This window comes from Streptomyces sp. NBC_01006, from assembly GCF_045162725.1.
GTDB lineage: Bacteria > Actinomycetota > Actinomycetes > Streptomycetales > Streptomycetaceae > Streptomyces.
The window spans coordinates 8165302-8184887 of sequence record NZ_CP108700.1 but is presented as its reverse complement, the minus strand read 5'-3'; the positions used below and the strand labels follow the sequence as shown (position 1 = coordinate 8184887).

Sequence of the window (19586 nt, the reverse complement as noted above, 5' to 3'; positions counted from 1 at the left end):
CATGCCGTGCCCCACGGCGTCCTCGGCACTCATGATGTCAAAAATTCTTGACTCCGAAGTGCCGACGGAATGCCGATGGAGGACCCTCGTGCCACGCTGAGATGGAGATCGCGACGGTCCGGCAACGCTCGGCTGACCGGACGGCCGCGCCAAGCAAGGAGGCCGACATGGCCAGTGACTCCACCCGAACCAGAGCGGCCAACGCCGACCCGAGCCCGTGGCACGCGCCCACATCCGGAACCACCGTCCTCGCCGCAGCGCTGATGATTTTCGGCGGCGCGATGGCCATCTTCGAGGGAATCGCGGCCATCGCCAAGGACGACCTGTTCCTCGCGACGCGCCACTACGTGTTCGAGTTCAACCTGACGGGCTGGGGCTGGGTCCACCTCATCCTGGGCATCCTCATCGTCCTGGCAGGTTGCGCCGTCCTCAGCGGAGCCCTGTGGGCACGCTTCTTCGGCGTGTTCGTCGCAGGTCTGGGCGCGATCGCCAACTTCCTGTGGATCCCGTACTACCCCGTCTGGGCCACGGTGCTGGTCGCCGTCAACCTCTTCATCGTCTGGGCGCTGTGCCACGGCATGCACCAAGAGGCCGAGCACGGCCGGGCGGCGTGACGCGCGTCAGCTCCTTGAGGCGGGTCAGGGCCCGTACCGGCAGCACTGTTCGGACCGCGGTCAGCGTGTTGGCAGAGCCTTCTTCAACTGTGCGTCCAGGTCCTTGGCGAGTTGGGCATCGGAGGGTGGTTTGTCGCTCTGAAGCCGGGACAGTTGAGCGGTGAACGTCTGACTGAAGGCGCCGTAGAGGGGCGTGCGCGGCCGCTGGACGGCCTTCTCCAGAGCGGGCAGCAGGGTACCGCGCGCGTAGGCGGGGCGGCCGTTCGCGTCCCGCGGCATCCGGTCGGTGCGCTCGCCCGTCGGGGACGCAGTGGCCTGGCCGGACGGCTTGGCCGCGTTGCAGACCAGGCCGTTGTCCTCGTACGCGGAGAGCCTGGTGGCCGCGAACCCCGCGTCGAGCAGGCAGCGTTCGCTCTCCTTCCCGGTGAGGAACTCGACCAACTGCCGGGCGGTGTCGCGCCGCTGCGAGCCCCGGGCCACGGCCAGGTTCTGGCCGCCCAGCACCGCCTTCCCCGGCAGTGGGGCCACGCCGAGCTGCTGTTCGGACAGGGACTGGTGGAGCGTGCGGTACGCGTACGGCCAGTGGCGCAGGAAGCCCGTGCGGCCGTCCGCGAAGTCGGTGAGCGTGTCCGCCTCGTCGGAGTGGACGGCGTCCGGCAGCGTGTACGCGGCCTGGGTGCGGTTGCGCAGCTCGTCCAGCCCCGCCCGCAGGTCGGCCACGGAGCCGGCGTAGCGGCCGTCCTTGTCGGTGAGGGCGAATCCGTCGGTGGCGGAGGCGAAGGCCTCGATGCCGTTGACGGTGAGGCCTTCGTAGGACGCGTCGAGCTGTGAGGTCCAGCCCTTCGCGTAGGGGCCGGGCAGCTTCTTGCCGGCGGTGTCGAGCGCGCCGATCAGCCGCTGGATCGCGGGCCAGCCGGTGCCCTTGCCGAGGTCGGTGTTGGTGACGCCCGCGCCCGCCAGGTAGTCGCGGCGGTAGAAGAGCAGCCCGACGTCGCTGTTGAAGGGGACGGAATACAGTTTGTCCCCCCAACGGGCTGTGCCTGCCACGGACTTGATCACGTCGGAGTCGACCAGCTGGTCGGGGAGCTGCTGGACGAGGCCCGCCGCCGCGAACTCCGGTACCCAGGTGACGTCGAGGTTGACCACGTCGTACTCGGCGCTGCCGGACTGCAGCGCACCGAGCAGCTGGCTGCGCTGCTGGTCGGCCGAGCCCGGCAGCTCGACGAGGCGGGCCCGGAAGCCGGAGCCCTTGACCTCCTGCTGCCGGTTCCACGCCGCGATGAGCTGCTGGCGGATGCCGCCCTTGCCGGTCACGTCCCGGCCGCTGGCCAGCACGATCTCGCCCGGAGCGTCGGCGGTGCCCGCGGCGGCCGACTGCCCGCCGCCGGAGTCGCCGGCGCCGCCCGCGTCGCATCCTGCGGCGAACAGCAGCAAGAGGAGCATGGCGGACACGCCTCTCCGTACGCGTCCTCGGCCGTGGCTCATCCCTCGTCCCCCGTTCCGGTCCTGGCGACCTCGTCCCGCAGCCGGGCGACGAGATCCCCCTTGGTGTCCAGGCAGCGGCCGCCGCTCGCCTCGGAGATGGCCGCATCTGGTTTGCCCTTATCGCATCCGCCGCTGTCCAGGGAGGCCATGACCACCGGTACCTTCCCCTCGCGCGCCGAGGCGAGCAGGCCGTTCAGCCGGCCGTCCTCGGTCAGCCGGTTGTTGTCCTCGTCGTCCGTGATGTAGACGATCAGCTGCGGGCGGTGGAAGTCGGTACCTCGCTGGACCATGAACTCCAGGGCTGCGACCAGCGCCTTGTAGGGGTTGGCTTCCAGGTCCTTGATCTGCGCCGAAGCGGTGACCGTACGCTGTGCCTGGTCGCGCTCGTGCTTGCCGAAGGGCAGCACTTCGCCGTACGGGCGGGGGCTGCCCGGGTCGGAAGCCACGCCCCAGACCCCGTATTCGTCCTGGCCGCCGAGTCCGGCGAGGGACTGGGCGATGATGCCGGGTGCGCCGCCGGGGCCCTCCCACAGGCCGCCCATGGATCCGGACGAGTCGAGCAGGAAGAGCACCCGGCCGGGCCCGTTGGCTTCGCGGTAGCGCTTGAGCGCCTCGGTCATCGAGGCAGGGAGGGCGGGGCCGGGGAGGAGGCCGGGGTCGGCCAGGGCTCCGAAGTCGGTGCCGCCGAGGGGCCGGTGGCCGCCCGATCCGCTTCTGAAGCCGTCCTGCCCGAATACGGCGAGGCCGCCGGAGGGTGCGGACCCGGGCGTCGCCTTGCCCCCTTTGCCGGTGAGCCAGGTACGGAACCGCTCCACGGCGCCGTCCCGCGCCGCCTTGTCCCGGTCGGCGCCCCGCCAGCGCGCCCGTACGAACGTCGGGCTCAGGCCCGGGACGTCGACGGGGTACTCGGCCATCCGCCCGGTCCGGGTCGCACTGTCGCAGCCCACTGCGGTCTTCAGCAGGAACTCCGGGACCAGGGCCGTGGTGCGCTTGTCGACCGCGCCGTCGTCGGGCAGCGTGCACAGCAGCTCCGCGCCGGTGCGCGAGGGCGGTCCCGCCTGGGCCACACCGTGCTCGGAAGAGGCCGGGTCCTGGCCCCCCGTACCGCCGCCGTACAGGCCGATCGTCGCGAGGAGGCCGGCGTCGGTGTTCTCCGGGTCGGTGCGGCGCACTTCTGCCGTCGCATCGCGGTTCCTGATCGCTTCCGTCAGGGCCGCGAGGCTGCCCACCCGCTCGGCGGCAGGCTCCGCGGCCAGGTTCTGCGGCACGGCGAGCACCACCGGCGAGTACGCGAACGGCTCGGGATCGGCCTCCAAGGTGACGTAGGTCCGCTCGGCGGACGTGAGGCGGGCCCGGTCGACGCTCGCGAACGAGGCCGGGATCCAGATGTCCGGCTGGGGGCCGATGTCGCGCTGCGGGTTGTTGTCGTCGCCCGTCGGCCGCTGCCACGGGTCGGACTGCCGGTTGAACGCGGCGACGGTGGCGGCGGCTCCGGCGCTGTAGATGGTGATGCCGCTGCCCCTGCAGCCGTCTCCCGTCCTGTTGGCGTCCGACATGAGATACGCCTCGGCGGCCTTGCGGAGGGTGGGTTCGAGATCGGGGTCGGTGAGCAGCCGGAGTTCGATCGGTGGCTTGCAGGGCGCTCCGTCGCCGTCCAGGACGGCCAGGCAGGTGGCGACGAGGCCGACGAGCGCCGCGGGCACGCCGATGAAGGCCGCGAGCCTGCGGCGGCCGGTGAGGGGCAGGAGCCTGCCAGGTCTTCGGTCGGGAGGCCGCAAGCCGCCCGCTGCTCCCGCCGACTGCGGCGAAGGCTGTCGGCCGCCTGTTTTGTCCGGCTCGGCGAAGGGCACCGGCGGGGGCTGGGGTGGGGGCGGGCCGGGAGGGGCCGCGAGCAGTACGTCGGCTCCGGAGGTGGCCGAACGGCTCTGCGGTTCCCACGGCTCGGGGGGCTCGCGCAACGTCGTGTGGTGCGCGGACATGTGGGCCCTGAGCCGGTCGGCCAGGTCGTCGAAGCCGACCTCGCCCTCCTGTAGGAGGCGTACGAGCTGCGCGGTGAACGGCGTGGGGCCGTCGCCGGCGCCCGCGTCGATGCGGTTGTTGGCCTGGACGCTCATCAGCAGCGAGGTCCGCTGCCGCTGGGCGGTGCCGAGCGCGTCCCATGCCGCAGAGGCGTTGCCCGCGTAGCAGCAGTCGAGGATGACGACCACCCGCTCCGCCTTCGCCCGGGACAGCACGGTGAGGACGCTCTTCCAGGGCACAGCGCCCCGGAACACGGACTCGGTGCCGGGCACGATCGTCGCCCGCCGCATCAGCAGCCACAGCTCGTCGCCGGTGCTGGGCACGGCTCCGTGGCCGGAGAAGTAGAGCAGGAGCAGCCCTTCGGCCGCATCGACGGCCGTGTCCAGGTGCTGGTCGAACTCGTCCACGGTGCCCGGCCGGGTGACGGTGATCCCGCCCTCGGCGAAGACCCCGCCGGCACGGAGTGCCTGTTCGAGTCCGGCCAGGTTGTGGTCGATCGCCTGGAGATCGCCCGACACGCCGAAGGGGTGCTCCGGCTGTTTGAAGTCGTAGCCGGGGACTCCGACGAGCAGCGCCCGGTTCGCTTTCCCCCGCGGGTCGAAGCGCGCCACGGGCTATCTCCCGTCGCCGCCCGGCCCGACCTCGACCTCTGGAGGTTCGCCCCGTTCCACGGAGCGGCGGTTCTCACGCCACGCGCGGACCCCGCTCTTGACCTGCTCGAACACCACGTCGAATAACTTCGGGGCGACGGCGCCGATCAGCACCAGCACGATGTCCATGCCGGCTCCCATCGGGCTGGCGGGCCCGTCCTCCGTCCCCGCGCGTTCGTGGATCTCCAGCATGCCGCTGTTCCTGAGCTCTTCGAGCTTCTGCTCCCGTTCGAGCCACGCCTTCAGCGCCCCGATGTCGCTCTCGCTCGCCCCCTGCGTGAGGCGCACGCGGATCGCGGTATTCGCCATAGCCTCCCCCTCAGCCACAACTCGACATGATGACATGTGAGTTGCGGCGAAGGGCAGCCATCGGTCACGAACGGGACCCCGGTGAGGGAGTGTTCAGCACGTGGTCGCGGGAGGCACGGACCTCTCGGCGCAGCGCGGGCAGGTCGACGTCCAGGACCTGCCCGTTCCACTTGCGGGGTTCACCGTTGATCAGGACGGCGCTGATGTTGCGCGCGTCGCAGCCCAGCACGACGGTGCCGATCGGGTCGTTGAGCGGCATGTTGTTGAGGTCCTCGGCCTGGATGACCAGCAGGTCCGCCTTCTTGCCCGGGGTGAGTGAGCCGGTGACGCCGGCGAGTCCGTTGGTGCGGGCGCCCTGGAGGGTGGCGAAGTCCAGGACGTCGTGGGTGGTGATGCGGGAGGGCTGCAGGTCGGTCCCGTAGGCGGCGTTGACGGCTCGCATCCGTTGGATGGCGTGCAGGGTGCGCATCTGGGTGAACATGTCGCCGGCCAGGGCTACTTCGACGTCGATGCTGAGGCCCGGGCGGATGCCGACGGACAGGGCTTCGTCGACGGCGGGAACCGCGGTCTCCAGACCGATCTGGGCGTCGGAGGTGGGGGCGAGCGCCACGGTGGTGCCGGTCTCCCCCATGGCCGTCCAGGCCTCGGGGGTCAGTCCGGTGGAGTGGATGAGGGTGACGTCGGGGCCGAGGATGCCGTCCTTGGCCCAGCCGAGCACGGCCTCGGAGGATGACGTGCCGAAGACTGCGTCCACGCTCACGCCGATGCCCAGGTCCTGGGCGATGCGCGCGAGTTCGGGTCCGTAGGCGAGGGCGGGACCGGCGATCTCGTCGGTGGCCAGGGTCGCCAGGCGCAGGGTCAGCAGTTGGTCGTCACTGCTGAAGTACGTGTCCTTGAGGCGGCTCAGGTCCCCTGGCCACTGCCGGTCCCAGGTGCCGAAGTGCGGGCCCATGGAGGCGTGTACGCCGCGGATTCCGGTGTCGAGGAGGGCGCGGACCGCGGCGTCGGAGTGCTCGCGGCTGCGGGAGTTGTGGGAGAAGTCGAGCATCGTGGTGATGCCGCCGTCGATCGCGGTGAGGGCGGCCAGCCGGGTGCCGACGTACATGTCCTGGGGCCGGTAGACGGTGGCGTGGCCGGCCAGGGTGGACATGACGTAGCCGCCCAGGTCGTCGACGTCGGGCATGATCCGGCGCAGCGGGGCCTGCCAGGCGTGCCGGTGGGTGTCGACGAAGCCGGGGCTGAGGATCGCGCCGGCGCAGTCGATGACGACGGCGTCGTCGACGTTCAGGTCGTGGCCGACGGCAGCGATCGTGTCGCCCCCGACGAGGAGTTCGCCGCCATCGATGACGCCGAGGACGGGGTCCATGGTGACGAGGGTCGCGCCGGTGAACAGGATGCGCCGCCGGTCGGCGGGGCGGCGCCGGATCTGCGCGAGGACGGCGCCGCTGGTGGTGTCGTGGACGGCCATGGGGGTCTTCTTTCCGTACGCCGGACAGGGCGGGGGTCGCGGCCGGGCGGGCGCCCGGGGCCGCAGGACCAGCCTGGCCCCGGTCCGGACACCCGACCAGGCCGCCGTCATCCCAGGTGTCGCACACCCACCCACGATCCGCGGGCTCAGCTGCGGGAAAGGAGTTCCGCGAGGGCAGCCGCGGTGGCGCCGGCCGGCTCGGCCCGGTAGACGACCAGTTGCTGGTGCGGGGCATCGTTCACGGTGAACGCCGAGAACTGGAGTTCCAGGGCGCCGGCTTCCGGGTGCACGAGGAGCTTTTCCTGCCGGGTCTTGCCCTTCACCTCGTGCCGTGACCACAGTTCGGCGAATTCCGGGCTCTGCGCACGGAGCGTCTCGACGACCTCGGCGATCCGCGGGGAGGCGGGGTCGTGTCCGTAGGCGGCGCGGATCTCGGACACGCAGGAGTGCGCGGCCCGGGCCCAGTCCTGGTGGAAGTCGCGCCCGGCCGGGTCGAGGAAGACCATGCGGGCCAGGTTGTCGAAGCGCCGGAACCCGCTGTGCACGGCGGCGGCGAGGGCGTTGTACGCCAGGACGTCCAGGGCCGGCCCCAGTACGAAGGCGGGGGTGTCGGGCCAGCTGTCGAGCAACCGTCGGAGCTGCGGGCTGACCCGGTCCTGGCCACCGACGGGAGCGCCGCCGCGCAGGTACGGGGCCCGGGGCAGGCGGCGCAGGTGGTCGTGCGCCTCGTCGTCGAGCCGCAGGGCGGCGGCGATCGCGTCGATGACCTGCGGCGACGGGCTGGTCTCACGGCCTTGTTCCAGCCGCATGTAGTAGTCGGGGCTCACGCCGGCGAGCAGCGCGACTTCCTCCCGACGCAGCCCCGGCACCCGCCGTCGACCGTGTGCGGGCAAGCCCGCCTCATGCGGCCCCAGCCCCTCGCGCCGCGCCCTCAGAAACTCTCCCAGCGGAGTCCTGTCGCTCATGCCCCCAACGTAGTGGGGCGGGACCCGACGGCGTGGGTCCCCGGTTCAGGTGGTCAGGGGCGGCCGTTAGGGTGAGTTGATCAATCATTTCAAGAAAGGCCACGCGGCTCCCAGTGTCCGAATCACGCCCCCACACCCTGTTCTCCTTCGGCACCCTGAGGGACGAGCGGGTACAGACCGCACTCTTCGGGCGGGCCGTTCCCACGTCTGCGGCGTCGCTGGCCGGCTACACCACCCGGCCCCTCCCGATCACCGACCCGGCCGTGATCGCCGCCAGCGGGCTCGACGTACACCTGATCCTGGAGCGGGCGCTGGGCTGCGCCGTCGAGGGCGCCGTCCTGCACCTCACCGACGAGGACCTGGCCGCGGCCGATGCGTACGAAGTCGACGACTACGCCCGCCGACGGGTGGTCCTCACCTCCGGGGAGAGCGCCTGGGCCTACCTCGACGCGGACCCGCTGCGCTCGGCCCAGCGGATCGTCATCGTGGGCGACAGCATCGCGTACGGCCGCTGTGACCCGCGGGGAGGGTGGACGGGCCACCTCGCGGCCGCCCACATCGCGGGGAACGAAGCCGTGCACCGCGTCTTCAATCTGGCGATACCGGGCAGCTTCCTCACCGACGTCAGCGAGCAGACGCCCGCACTGCTGGCTCCCCGGCTGCCCGACACGCTCCTCGTCGCCGCGGGCATCAACGACTCCGCCGTGCCGCTCGCTTCCCCGCACGCCCCGCACGCCCCGCACGCTTCGTACGACGGGCCGGCGTACGTCGCGGACCGTCTCGGCTCGCTGGCCACCACGGCCCTGGGCCACAACGCGCGACTCGTCGTCGTGGGACCGACCTGGATCGACGAAGCGCGCACCGGCGACTACGAGGGCCTGCGCTTCACGGAGGCGCGCGTACTGGAGCTGCGCGAGTCGATGCGGTCCTGGTGCGAAGAACACCACGTCGACTTCCTCGACATGTGGGAGCCGCTGCGCGGGAGGACCGAACTGCTCGTCGACGGTGTCCACCCCACCGCCGAAGGACACGAAGCCCTGTACCGGCATCTCGACATCCCCGGTCGCTGAGCCCGACCATGCACGTAGAACACCAGCACCAACAGCAGGGCACGGCGTGAACGACTCGAACGGACTGGGCTTCTACCTGCCCGGAGCCCTGCTGCTCGCGGCAGCGGGCCTCAAGCTCCCCGCCCTCTGGCGCAACCCCCGCGACGAACTCCTGCGGTCCGTCCTGGTCCTCCTCGTACTGGCCACCGCCGTGTTCGGCTTCACGGCGATTCCCACCCTCGTCGCGGTCAACAGGTTCACGGGAGTCCCGAACGCCGCGGCGCCGCTGGTGTTCTCGCTGCTCACGGCCTTCTCCGGGGCCAACATCGTGCTCATCTTCCGCTGGAGCAGCGGCCCGCATGACGCGGAGCGGACCCGCCGGTGGTCCCGCCTGTGCAACCTCGTGACCCTCGCGGTGATCGCGGCCATCAACGTCCTCTTCGCGCTCGGCGAGGCCCCCGTCGAGCGCCTGCGCGATCTGGACACGTACTACGCGTGCACGCCGTACATCCGGGAGATGATCCTCCTCTACCTCGCGGCGCACACCACGGCGGCGGTCACCATGACGCTCCTGTGCCGGCGGTGGGCGCGCCAGGTCCGCGGCGCGCTGCGCGCGGGGCTGGGGCTGATCGCCTTCGGGTACGTGCTGAACCTCCTCTACGACGTCGCGAAGTTCAGCGCGATCGGCGCTCGCTGGGCGGCCGTCGACTGGGACGTCCTCAGCACGGAGGTCGCACCGGCCCTCGCCTCCGTTTCCGCGCTCCTGATCGCTACCGGGTTCGTCCTGCCGCTCGTCTCCCAGCACGTCATGAGCCAGTGGGGCATGTGGCGCCGGTACTCCCAGCTGCGCCCGTTGTCGCGGGAGCTGCAGGGGGCGACACGGCACAGCATCACGCTGGCCGGCGGGCCGTGGACGCCCATCGAGATCCGGCTGACGCAGCGTGAGTCGGACATCCACGACGGGATCCTCGCGGTCAGCCCGTACCTGCGCGCCGGGGTACGGGAGAGGGCGCTGCGGGAGGAACTGGAGGCGGGCCGTCCGGCCGACGAGGCCGCCGCCGTGGCCGACGCGGTCGCTCTGGCGACGGCCGTCGTCCTCTGGGGCCGCGCGCGGAGTACGCCGGAAGACGCCGGGCCGGAGGCTGCGAGCCCGGTCCTGACCTCGCCGAACAGCCCGTCGGGTCTGGTGCGGATGTCCCGGGCCCTGGCGAAGTCGCCCGCCGTCCGCTCCTTCCGCCAGACAGCCTGACCGCCGGACCGCCTGACGTCACGTACGGGCGATCCGTACGCGGCCGGCTTCGTGGTCGGACAGGAACGACGCCAGCTCCCGTCCCTCTTCGGCCACGCCGGTGCGGTCCGCGTCGGAGAGGCGGCGCAACGGGGTGACCGTCACGGTGTCGTCCTGGACGTTCCAGGTCGCGGCGACCCTGCCACCCACCAGGACGACGCGCTCGCCGGCCACCGACAGGCCGCGGTGGGCGTCGCCGATGATCCGGCTGCGGTCGTGGTAGCCGAGGATGGCGTTGTCGAACGCCGGCAGGAACCGCACGGGGGCGGGTGTGTCGGGGTCGGGGCGCGGCGCGTCGGGGAGGTCCAGCAGTTCCCGGCCCCGCTCGTCCCGGAAGGCGACCAGCTCCTCGCGTACGGCGGCCACCGCAGCCGGCAGTCCGGCGAGGCCGCACCAGGCGCGCAGGTCGGCCGAGGCTGCGGGGCCGTACGCCGCCAGGTAGCGCCGTACGAGGCGCTGGCCCACCGGGTCGGTGCCGTCGGGGGACGGAGGGTCGATCTCGCGGCCCAGCCAGGAGGAGAGCAGGACGTTGCGGACGCCCGCCTTCGTCCGCCAGAGCCCGCGCGGCGGCGCCTGCGCCACCGGGACGAGTGCGGCGATCAGCATCTCCCCCAGTGCCCGCGGCCCCGGCGTCGGCCAGCGCTCGGCGAGCGCCCGCGCGAGTTCGGTCATCGAGCGGGGCTCGCCGTCGGCCATGACGGCCCGGCCCGCCGCGGCGAGCTCGTCGAGGTCCACTCCGTCGAGCTCGCGGCGGTAGGTGCCGAGGACCCGCTGGCGCAGCATGGCCCCGTGGCGGGCGCGCCAGGCCAGGGCGTCGTCGGCCGTGACGAGGTGGACGGTGCGGCGCATGAGGTGGGTCCGCACCACGCGCCGCTGGATCAGCAGGTCCGACAGGTCCGTCGGGTCGAAGGCGCGCAGGCGCGACCAGAGCCCGACGAACGGTTCCTGCGGTTCCTGCGCCTGCAGACCGCCGAGGTGCGCGACGGCGTCGAGGACGGGCACGGAGGCGCGATCGAGCAGCAGCTGCCGGGCGAGCGTGGCGCGGCCCAGTGCCCGGGTGTCGAGCACGGTCCTCGGCGTCGGGCCGCGCCGTGCAGGGGCTTGGTGGTGGTTCTCGTCGTTCAGCACGGGACGACGGTCGCAGGAGAAGCGGTCAGGATCTGTCCGCGAAGGCTTCGGCGCGGCCGGACCGGCGTCCTCAACCTCTTCTACGTTCCTGCCGAGTCGGCCGGCCAGGGAACCCATGAGGAGGCCAAGGCCCACCTGCCCCGGCACGAGTAGGGAAGCCCGTCGAACCGGAACCGGGACCGGACCTGCGTCAAGCGGCCTGGTCAGCGCATGACGGGCACAGGCCGCGGTAGGTGACCTCGACCTTCGACACCGTGAAGCCGAACCGTTCCTCCGCCGGGAGGCCCGTCATCAGGTCGCCCGTCGGGTGGACATCGCGGATCGTGCCGCAGCGGGAGCAGACCAGGTGGTGGTGCGGGTGGCGGGCGTTGGGGTCGTAGCGCTTGGCCCGGCCGTCCGTGGACAGCTCGACGACCTCCCCGAGGGTGACCAGCTCGCCCAGGGCGTTGTAGACGGTCGCCCGCGAGATCTCGGGCAGCCGCTCCACCGCGCGGGCGTGCACCTCGTCGGCCGTGAGGTGCACGTGCTCCCCGTCGAGTACCTCCGCAACGACACGCCGCTGGGAGGTCAGGCGCCAGCCGCGCTCTCGCAGTCGTCCCAGCAGGTCACTCATATCGGTCCACCCAATCAGGTCAGGCGGGATGCCCGGAGTTCAGGAAGGTGTCCGGATCCCTATCAGATATGCAACTGGTGCTCTTCTTGACTTGGATTGCGTCCATCGTAGGATCGGTTCGGTCGGCAGCCAACCCTCACCGCAGCCACGCCCGTACGACGCTTCCGCAGCCCCCTTTCCTTAGCAGCGTGATCCGCCCGGTTTGGAAGGATTCCCATGTCTGAGAACCATGATGCAAACGCCGTAGACGCGAAGACGGAGGCCGCAGGCGGGTGTCCCGTCGCGCACGAGCGCGCCGCGCACCCGACTCAGGGCGGCGGCAACCGCCAGTGGTGGCCCGAGCGGCTCAACCTCAAGATCCTCGCCAAGAACCCCGCCGTGGCCAACCCCATGGGCGAGGAGTTCGACTACGCCGAGGCCTTCAAGACCCTCGACCTCCCCGCGGTGAAGCAGGACATAGCCGAGGTGCTGACGACCTCGCAGGACTGGTGGCCCGCCGACTTCGGCCACTACGGCCCGTTCATGATCCGTATGGCGTGGCACAGCGCCGGCACGTACCGGATCAGCGACGGCCGCGGCGGCGCCGGCGCCGGTCAGCAGCGCTTCGCCCCCCTCAACAGCTGGCCGGACAACGGAAACCTCGACAAGGCCCGCCGACTGCTGTGGCCGGTCAAGAAGAAGTACGGCCGGAGCATCTCGTGGGCCGACCTCATGATCCTCACCGGCAACGTCGCCCTGGAGTCGATGGGCTTCGAGACGTTCGGCTTCGCCGGCGGCCGTGCGGACGTCTGGGAGCCCGACGAGGACGTGTACTGGGGTCCCGAGACCACCTGGCTCGGCGACGAGCGCTACACCGGCGACCGCGAGCTGGAGAGCCCGCTGGGCGCGGTCCAGATGGGCCTCATCTACGTCAACCCCGAGGGCCCGAACGGCAACCCCGACCCGCTCGCCGCGGCCCGCGACATCCGCGAGACGTTCCACCGGATGGCGATGAACGACGAGGAGACCGTCGCCCTGATCGCGGGTGGGCACACGTTCGGCAAGACCCACGGCGCGGGCCCGGCGGAGAACGTCGGCGCCGACCCCGAGGGCGCCCCGATGGAGCTGCAGGGTCTCGGCTGGAGCAACACCTTCGGCACCGGCAAGGGCGCCGACGCGATCACCAGTGGCCTTGAGGGCATCTGGACGGACACCCCGACCGCCTGGGACAACAGCTTCTTCCAGATCCTCTTCGGGTACGAGTGGGAGCTGTTCGAGAGCCCCGCCGGTGCGAACCAGTGGCGGCCGAAGGAGGGCGCCGGAGCCGGCACCGTCCCCGACGCCCACGACGCGTCGAAGACCCACGCGCCGACGATGCTGACGACCGACCTCTCGCTCCGCGTGGACCCGGCCTACGAGCAGATCTCGCGGCGCTTCCTGGAGAACCCGGCAGAGTTCGCGGACGCGTTCGCCCGCGCGTGGTTCAAGCTGACCCACCGCGACATGGGCCCGATCGTGCGCTACCTCGGCCCGGAGGTCCCGTCCGAGACGCTCCTGTGGCAGGACCCGCTCCCCGCCGTGACGCACGCGCTCGTCGACGCCGACGACATCGCCTCGCTGAAGAGCCAGGTGCTCGCCTCGGACCTGTCGGTCTCCGAGCTCGTCTCCGTCGCGTGGGCGTCGGCCTCGTCCTTCCGCGGCAGCGACAAGCGCGGCGGCGCCAACGGCGCGCGCATCCGTCTGCAGCCGCAAGCCGGCTGGGAGGTCAACAACCCCGACCAGCTTGCGACGGTGCTCCGTACGCTGGAGGGGATCCGGGAGTCCTTCAACTCGGCGCAGAGCGGCGGCAAGCAGGTCTCGATCGCCGACCTGATCGTCCTTGCCGGCGGCGCGGCCGTCGAACAGGCCGCCGAGAACGCCGGCTTCGACGTCGAGGTCCCCTTCACCCCGGGCCGCGCGGACGCCTCCCAGGAGCAGACGGACGTGGAGTCGTTCGCCGCGCTGGAGCCGGTCGCCGACGGCTTCCGCAACTACCTCGGGAAGGGCAACCGGCTGCCGGCCGAGTACCTGCTGGTCGACCGGGCGAACCTGCTGACGCTGAGCGCCCCGGAGATGACGGTCCTCGTCGGCGGGCTCCGCGTCCTGGGCGCGAACCACCAGCAGTCCTCGTCCGGCGTGTTCACCGCGACCCCCGAGTCGCTGACGAACGACTTCTTCGCGAACCTGCTCGACCTCGGTACGACCTGGAAGGCCACGGCCCAGGACGCGAACGCCTTCGAGGGCCGCGATGTCACCACGGGCGAGGTGAAGTGGACCGGGACCCGGGCCGACCTCGTCTTCGGGTCGAACTCCGAGCTGCGCGCGCTCGCGGAGGTCTACGCGAGCGATGACGCGAAGGAGAAGTTCGTGAAGGACTTCGTCGCCGCGTGGGGCAAGGTCATGGACCTGGACCGGTTCGACCTCGTCTGATCGTTGCGATCGTCCTGATCGTGACGTCCGGGTCGGTCGGCAGCCGTCTCAACGGCTGACCGCACCGGCCCGGACGCGCTTTTTTTGGGGGTCAGCGACCCCGGCGCCGCTCGTGGCGCGCCCGTGCCAGGCGGTGGGCGTGGCGCAGCAGTTCACGGAGGGCCCCCTCCGTCCGCAGGCCGGGATCGACCACGGCGAGCCAGCCGGCGGAGCCGTAGACGGGGTGCGCCATGACCGTGTCGGCGACGCCGGGATCCTCTTCGCCGGCCGGGCCCTGCGGCGTGCGGCCCGTCCAGCGGACGAACTCCTCCCTCCCGGCTGCGACGTTGACGCGGAACGCGCCAGGCCGGTCGAGCCGCGACGACGCGTCGCCCGGATAGTCCTTGGTCACGATCGTCGCGAAGGGCTGGGTCGTGGTCGCAGCGGTTCCGTCCGGCGAGTGGTAGAAGAACACGTCCCCCCAGCTGATCTCGGGCGATCCGTCGCCGGGTGCCGGCCTGACGGCCAGGACCCCGCCGAGTCCGCCCACGAAGTCGATGATCTCGTCGATGGTCATGTCCGCAAGCGTTTCATTAAAGTGCTTGTGGAGACTTTCAGCCGCAAGCCGCGCCAGACATACGGGAGAGACCGGTGCCAACCCTCAAATCGGTGCCGATGCAGACGGTCGATGTCGCGCGGCGCTCCGGGTACTCGGTCCAGCAGATCCGCAACCTCGAACGTGACGGCGTACTGCCGCCCGCCGCGCGCACCGCCTCGGGCTACCGGGTCTACGGGGAGGTCCACCTGAATTCCGCGCTGGCCTACCGGGCCCTGACGGCCGGTACGGGTCCTGTGGCGGCCAAGGACATCGTCCGCGCAGCTCACGAGGGCCCCGTCCACCGGCTGCTGGCACGGCTCGACGCGGCACACGCCCGGCTCGACCGGGAGCGTACGGAGCTGGGGCTCGCCAAGGAGGCCGCCGCGGCGATCTCGGCCGAGCCGATCGCAGACGCACGCCCGGTGGACGCGATGGGCGTCTCCGAGCTCGCCGCAGCCCTCGGTGTCCGCGCCTCGACCCTGCGGTACTGGGATGCGGAGGGGCTCGTGGTCCCCGACCGGCGGGGCGGACGGGGAACCCGGCGCTATTCACCGGCGCAGGTCCGTGATGCCCGGATCGTTCACCAGCTGCGCAGCGCCGGGTACCGGATCGATCCGCTCCGCATCTTGCTGCCCGAGCTGCGGAGCGGGCACCGGTGGGACACCGTCGAGGCGGCGCTGGCGGCCCGGGAGGCGGGCATCGCGGCGCGTTCCCGGGCCCTGCTCGACGCCTCCGCCGCCATCCTGGCCCTCCTCGCCCCGACAGCTCCGACCGCTCCGGCCTGAGCGCATGGCTGACGGTTCGTCCGCCGTCCGCAGGTCGCGCCCGGGGCGCAGGCCCCGTGGGGTCAAGATGTCGGTGTACGAGCCGTGAGGCGTGGCGCAACGAGCTGGGGGATGCCCGGTGGACCTGTTCCCGGCAATTCCGCTGTCGGAGTGGCGAGATTCGAAGGAGACACTGCACCGGTTCGTGCAGATCGTCGGCAAGATCCGGCTGGCGAGCAGCGTACGGCGCAACCACTGGTGGAATGTCCCGTTCCATATCACCGGGCGGGGTATCACGACCCGTCCGATGGGCGGGCTCGACGGCGATCCGGTCTTCACGATCGACTTCGATTTCGTCGACCACTGGTTGACCGTGTCCTGTCTCGACGGCTCGACCACCTCGTTCCCGCTCCTCGGACAGTCGGTGGCGTCCTTCTACCGTGAGACGCTCGACGCTCTGGGCCGGATCGGCGTGGCCGTGATCCTCGCGCACCCCCATCCGTACACGCTGTCCGACGCGCACCGGCCGTTCGCCGAGGACACGGAGCACGCCTCCTACGACCCCTTCTGGGTCAACCGGCACTGGCGGGTGCTCAGCCAGATCAACCTGGTGCTGGAGGAGTTCACTTCCGGTTTCTCCGGGAAGGTCAGCCCGGTGCACCTGTTCTGGCACTCGTACGACATCGCGGTCACCCGCTTCTCCGACCGCTCCGTCGAGCTGGGGCCCGACGTCGACCCGGTGACCCGGGAGGCCTATTCGCGCGAGGTCATCAGCTGCGGCTTCTGGTTCGGCGACGACGACTACCCGCGGCCGGCCTTCTACGCGTACGCCGCACCGGAACCGGCGGGCCTGGCCGAACGGCCGCTGCGGCCGGCGGCGGCGCACTGGGCCGAGCGGGGCACCGGCCGCCTGGCCACCCTGGACTACGACGATGTCCGCGCCGGCGCGCATCCCCGGCGGACCGTCCTCGATTTCTACGGGTCCCTGTACCGGTCCGCGGCCGCCCTGGACGGCTGGGACGTCGAACGTCTCGCCTCCCCCGGCGGCGTCACCGATCCGCTGGCCCGGGGAGACGCTCCGACAGGAGCCCCGTGACGTTAATTCCTTGATTTTCCCAGTGATCGCGGCGAGCATCTCAAGGCGCTCTTCCAGCGGCAGACGGCGGGTGGCGATCCCAGGGGGGACCCCGCTCGTCAACGCCCTGCGGCTGTGTAATCTGAGCACGCTTTCGAACCTGTTCAAGCGTCAACCGACAATGGGGGGGCCGGTGCGCAATCGCCGACTCGTAATGTCCGCTGCCGTCGTGGCAGCCAGTGTGGGTCTCATACCGGGCGTGGCCCAGGCGGATCCGGGCAAATCCGGTGCCGCGGGCGCGCACGGGGTCTCCGTGCCCGACGTGGACCTGAACAAGGTCGCGGCGTCGAACTTCACCACCGTGAAGAGCCCTGCCGAGCGTACGGTCCACACCTCGTCCGCGGCCAAGGGCAACGCCAAGGCCGGCGCCTCCGCGCAGGCGGAGGGCAGCGCCGCCGCGGAGCCGACGGTCGGCCTGACCGCCAAGGGCACCAGCGCGCGCGGCATCAGCCTGGACCTCGCCGTCACGAGCGACCCGGGCACCGCGCTCTCGGTCAACGTCGCCTGGGGGGACGGCACCAGCGTCACCTACGGTGCCAACGGGCCGACCAACTCGACCGAGGCACACTCCTACGCGGAGATCGGCGCGTACACGATCAAGGTCACCCTGTCCGACGGCTCGGGCGTGCGCGGCACCAACGAGCTCGACATCGTGACGCCGGGCTCCGACTTCACCCCGTATGCGCCCACCCGCCTGCTGGACACGCGCAACGGCACGGGCGCGCCGCAGGGCAAGGTCGCCCCGTACGCCACCACCCGCGTCAAGATCTCCGGCAACGGCGCGATCCCCGCCGGTGTCACGGCCGTGGTCCTCAACGTCACCGCCACCAACACCACCAGCGGCGGCCACGTCACCGTCTTCCCCGAGGGCAGCGACCGTCCGACCACGTCGAACGTCAACTTCTCGGCCGGCCAGACCGTCCCGAACCTGGTGATCGTGCCGGTCAACAAGAACGGCTACGTCGACCTCTACAACGGCGGCTGGGAGCCGGTCGACCTCATCGCCGACATCACCGGCTACTTCACCCGCACCTCCTCCAGCGGCTACACCCCGCTGAACCCCACCCGCTTCCTCGACACCCGCGAGGGCCAGGGACAGGTCGCCGGCCAGGGCACCACCGGGGTCCAGATCACCGGCCGCAACGGCATTCCGTACAACGCCACGGCGGTCGCGCTGAACGTCACCGTCACCAACCCGCGCGAGGACGGCCACCTGACCGTCTACCCGAGCGGCGGATCGGCCCCGACCACCTCCAACCTGAACTTCCGCGGTGGCCAGACCGTCGCCAACTCGGTCATCGTGCCGGTCGGCGCCGACGGCTCGATCAAGATCCGCAACGGCGCCTGGAAGGGCACCGACGTCATCGTCGACGTGGTCGGCTACTACAGCAAGGACAGCCAGGGCGCCTACCTGCCGTTCCTGCCGGAGCGACTGCTCGACACCCGCGACCCGGCGGACTCGGTGTACGGCCCGCTGGGCGGCCAGGGCTACATCTACATGCCGCTGTCCAGCTCGCGCCCGCAGAACACGGCGTACGTGCTGAACACGACGGTCACCAACACCCGGGGCGACGGCTACCTCACGGTGTCCCCGGACCCGAACTCGCTGTACGCCTACCAGAACGGCTGGGACACCTGGCCGACGCCGCCCAACTCGTCCAACCTGAACTGGAAGCGGGGCGACACCGTCCCGAACCTGGTCCAGGCGGGCATGGGCAACAACGGCATCGTCGACCTGTGGAACCGCGGCTGGGACGACATCGACATGGTCGTCGACATCTTCGGCGTATACCAGACGAACTGACCCACCGGCAGCTCGCGGCCCGGATCCCCTACTGGGGTTCCGGGCCGTTCCACTGCCCCGCCCACCTGGTCCGGATCCCCGCCCGGCTCGCTACGGCGGGCAGGGCGGCGAGCAGCGCCAGGAGCACGCACACGCCCCACCAGCCGGTCCGGCCGTAGACGCGTACGCCGAACCAGGAGCCCGCGCTGCCGCCCAGGTAGGCGCAGGTCATGTAGGCGGTGTTCAGCCTGGCTCGGGCATCGGGGCGCAGGGCGAAGACCCGTGCCTGGTTCGCGACCATGCCGCACTGCATCGCGACGTCGAGCAGGAGCGTGCCGAGGGTCAGGGCGGTCAGACCCGGTACCCCGCCCCCGGCACCGCCGGCCAGCACCACGGCCGAGAGCAGGACTGCGAGCAGGCAGACGAGGTTCACCGGGTCCGGCCCCTTGCGGTCCACCAGGTGTCCGGCGAGCGGGGTGCAGAGCATGGTGGCCGCGCCGACCAGCGCGAGCATCCCGACGGCCTGGCCGCCCAAGCCGTACGCCGGGCCGGTGAGGAGGAGCGCGAGGCAGGTCCATACGGCCGAGAACCCGGCGAAGACCGAGGCCTGGTAGACGCAGGAGCGGCGCAGTTCCGGCTCGGCACGCAGCAGGCGCAGCGGCTCGGTCAGGAGTGCCGGAGACCGCTCGCGCGAGGGCGGGGGCGGGGGCTCGGCCGTGACTGACGTCGTGGCCGGTACGGTGCGGGCCAGGACCGCCGCCAGGGCCAGGACGAGGATCCCGGCCGCCAGGTAGGGGGCCCGCCACCCCAGCCATTCGCCGAGCGTCCCGCTGAACGTGCGGGCCAGCAGCATCCCCCCGATGGAGCCGCTCAGCAGCGTACCCATCACGGCCCCGCGGTGAGCGGCGGCCACGAGCCGGGCGGCGAGCGGCGCGATGATCTGCGCGGCCACGCTGGTGACCCCGACCAGCACGCCGGCGGCGACGAGGACCGGGAGCGTGGGTGCGCAACCCGCGCCGAGCAGACTCAGGCCGGTGAGGGTGAGCAGGGTGACGAGGTAGGGGCGGTACGGCAGCCGGTCGCCGAGCGGCACCAGCAGGAAGATCCCCGCCGTGTAGCCGACCTGAGTGGCGGTCACCACCATGGAGGCCGAGTCGGCGGACGTGTGCAGTCCGGCGGCGATCAACGGGACGATCGCCTGCGGGAAGTAGAGGTTGCCGACGGCGACGGCGCACGTGACGGCCAGGATCAGAACCATCCGGCGGCTCATCCCGGGCCGCCGACGTCATGA

The 19586-nt window shown here is 71.4% G+C and carries 16 protein-coding genes; 7 read left to right on the top strand and 9 right to left on the bottom strand.

All coding sequences use genetic code 11. The annotated features are described in order from the left end of the window. The first annotated feature begins 167 nt into the window (after positions 1–167). Positions 168–614: a hypothetical protein gene (locus tag OG509_RS37230; RefSeq protein WP_406186990.1), complete on the top strand. Its 447-nt coding sequence runs from the start codon at positions 168–170 to the stop codon at positions 612–614. A 60-nt stretch (positions 615–674) separates the two neighbouring features. On the opposite strand, the gene OG509_RS37225 is transcribed toward OG509_RS37230, so the two are convergent. The 5 genes from OG509_RS37225 to OG509_RS37205 form a co-directional block, all read right to left on the bottom strand. Then, on the bottom strand, positions 675–2057 hold the full coding sequence (locus OG509_RS37225; protein WP_406187813.1) for an extracellular solute-binding protein: 1383 nt from the start codon (positions 2055–2057) through the stop codon (positions 675–677). A gap of 38 nt (positions 2058–2095) precedes the next feature. Further along, positions 2096–4729 carry a caspase family protein gene (locus OG509_RS37220; protein ID WP_406186989.1) on the bottom strand — a complete coding sequence of 878 codons (2634 nt, stop codon included), beginning with the start codon at positions 4727–4729 and terminating at the stop codon, positions 2096–2098. Positions 4730–4732: 3 nt separating this feature from the next. Continuing rightward, the gene (locus OG509_RS37215) at positions 4733–5077 is read right to left on the bottom strand and encodes a hypothetical protein (protein WP_406186988.1); all 345 of its coding nucleotides are present in this window, start codon (positions 5075–5077) and stop codon (positions 4733–4735) included. A gap of 64 nt (positions 5078–5141) precedes the next feature. After that, positions 5142–6545, bottom strand: coding sequence for an amidohydrolase family protein (locus OG509_RS37210; RefSeq protein WP_406186987.1), 1404 nt, complete (start codon positions 6543–6545; stop codon positions 5142–5144). Positions 6546–6691: 146 nt separating this feature from the next. Then, positions 6692–7510 carry a helix-turn-helix transcriptional regulator gene (locus tag OG509_RS37205; protein ID WP_406186986.1) on the bottom strand — a complete coding sequence of 273 codons (819 nt, stop codon included), beginning with the start codon at positions 7508–7510 and terminating at the stop codon, positions 6692–6694. 113 nt (positions 7511–7623) lie between these two features. Here OG509_RS37205 and OG509_RS37200 point away from each other — a divergent pair, with 113 nt between their 5' ends. Beyond that, on the top strand, positions 7624–8580 hold the full coding sequence (locus tag OG509_RS37200) for a GDSL-type esterase/lipase family protein (RefSeq protein ID WP_406186985.1): 957 nt from the start codon (positions 7624–7626) through the stop codon (positions 8578–8580). 46 nt (positions 8581–8626) lie between these two features. Further along, a complete protein-coding gene (locus OG509_RS37195; RefSeq protein WP_406186984.1) occupies positions 8627–9808 on the top strand; it encodes an MAB_1171c family putative transporter in 1182 nt (393 codons plus the stop codon). Positions 9809–9826: 18 nt separating this feature from the next. Here the strand turns inward: OG509_RS37195 and OG509_RS37190 are convergent, their stop codons facing one another. Then, positions 9827–10975, bottom strand: a complete 1149-nt coding sequence (locus OG509_RS37190; RefSeq protein ID WP_406186983.1) for a winged helix DNA-binding domain-containing protein — start codon at positions 10973–10975, stop codon at positions 9827–9829. A 190-nt stretch (positions 10976–11165) separates the two neighbouring features. Further along, entirely contained in the window at positions 11166–11588 is a 423-nt protein-coding gene (locus OG509_RS37185; protein WP_403727463.1) for a Fur family transcriptional regulator, read from the bottom strand. 216 nt (positions 11589–11804) lie between these two features. Here OG509_RS37185 and katG point away from each other — a divergent pair, with 216 nt between their 5' ends. Then, complete coding sequence (gene katG, locus OG509_RS37180; protein ID WP_406186982.1) at positions 11805–14036, top strand: catalase/peroxidase HPI; 2232 nt, start codon at positions 11805–11807, stop codon at positions 14034–14036. A gap of 91 nt (positions 14037–14127) precedes the next feature. Here katG and OG509_RS37175 read toward each other — a convergent pair whose 3' ends face one another. Beyond that, positions 14128–14592: a DUF6194 family protein gene (locus OG509_RS37175; protein WP_406186981.1), complete on the bottom strand. Its 465-nt coding sequence runs from the start codon at positions 14590–14592 to the stop codon at positions 14128–14130. 98 nt (positions 14593–14690) lie between these two features. Here OG509_RS37175 and OG509_RS37170 point away from each other — a divergent pair, with 98 nt between their 5' ends. The 3 genes from OG509_RS37170 (at position 14691) to OG509_RS37160 (ending at position 18316) form a co-directional block, all read left to right on the top strand. Beyond that, positions 14691–15398, top strand: a complete 708-nt coding sequence (locus tag OG509_RS37170) for a MerR family transcriptional regulator (protein WP_406187811.1) — start codon at positions 14691–14693, stop codon at positions 15396–15398. Positions 15399–15516: 118 nt separating this feature from the next. Next, a complete protein-coding gene (locus OG509_RS37165) occupies positions 15517–16473 on the top strand; it encodes a DUF5996 family protein (RefSeq protein ID WP_406186980.1) in 957 nt (318 codons plus the stop codon). Positions 16474–16681: 208 nt separating this feature from the next. Beyond that, entirely contained in the window at positions 16682–18316 is a 1635-nt protein-coding gene (locus OG509_RS37160) for a hypothetical protein (protein WP_406186979.1), read from the top strand. 28 nt (positions 18317–18344) lie between these two features. Here OG509_RS37160 and OG509_RS37155 read toward each other — a convergent pair whose 3' ends face one another. Then, entirely contained in the window at positions 18345–19553 is a 1209-nt protein-coding gene (locus OG509_RS37155) for an MFS transporter (protein WP_406186978.1), read from the bottom strand. Positions 19554–19586 lie beyond the last annotated feature (33 nt).

Excerpts from the sequence above, each read along its gene's own strand:
- OG509_RS37230 (WP_406186990.1), top strand. The coding sequence starts at position 168 with ATGGCCAGTGACTCCACCCGAACCAGAGCGGCCAACGCCGACCCGAGC.
- OG509_RS37225 (WP_406187813.1), bottom strand. The coding sequence starts at position 2,057 with ATGCTCCTCTTGCTGCTGTTCGCCGCAGGATGCGACGCGGGCGGCGCC.
- OG509_RS37215 (WP_406186988.1), bottom strand. The coding sequence starts at position 5,077 with ATGGCGAATACCGCGATCCGCGTGCGCCTCACGCAGGGGGCGAGCGAG.
- OG509_RS37210 (WP_406186987.1), bottom strand. The coding sequence starts at position 6,545 with ATGGCCGTCCACGACACCACCAGCGGCGCCGTCCTCGCGCAGATCCGG.
- OG509_RS37205 (WP_406186986.1), bottom strand. The coding sequence starts at position 7,510 with ATGAGCGACAGGACTCCGCTGGGAGAGTTTCTGAGGGCGCGGCGCGAG.
- OG509_RS37185 (WP_403727463.1), bottom strand. The coding sequence starts at position 11,588 with ATGAGTGACCTGCTGGGACGACTGCGAGAGCGCGGCTGGCGCCTGACC.
- katG (WP_406186982.1), top strand. The coding sequence starts at position 11,805 with ATGTCTGAGAACCATGATGCAAACGCCGTAGACGCGAAGACGGAGGCC.
- OG509_RS37175 (WP_406186981.1), bottom strand. The coding sequence starts at position 14,592 with ATGACCATCGACGAGATCATCGACTTCGTGGGCGGACTCGGCGGGGTC.
- OG509_RS37170 (WP_406187811.1), top strand. The coding sequence starts at position 14,691 with ATGCAGACGGTCGATGTCGCGCGGCGCTCCGGGTACTCGGTCCAGCAG.
- OG509_RS37155 (WP_406186978.1), bottom strand. The coding sequence starts at position 19,553 with ATGGTTCTGATCCTGGCCGTCACGTGCGCCGTCGCCGTCGGCAACCTC.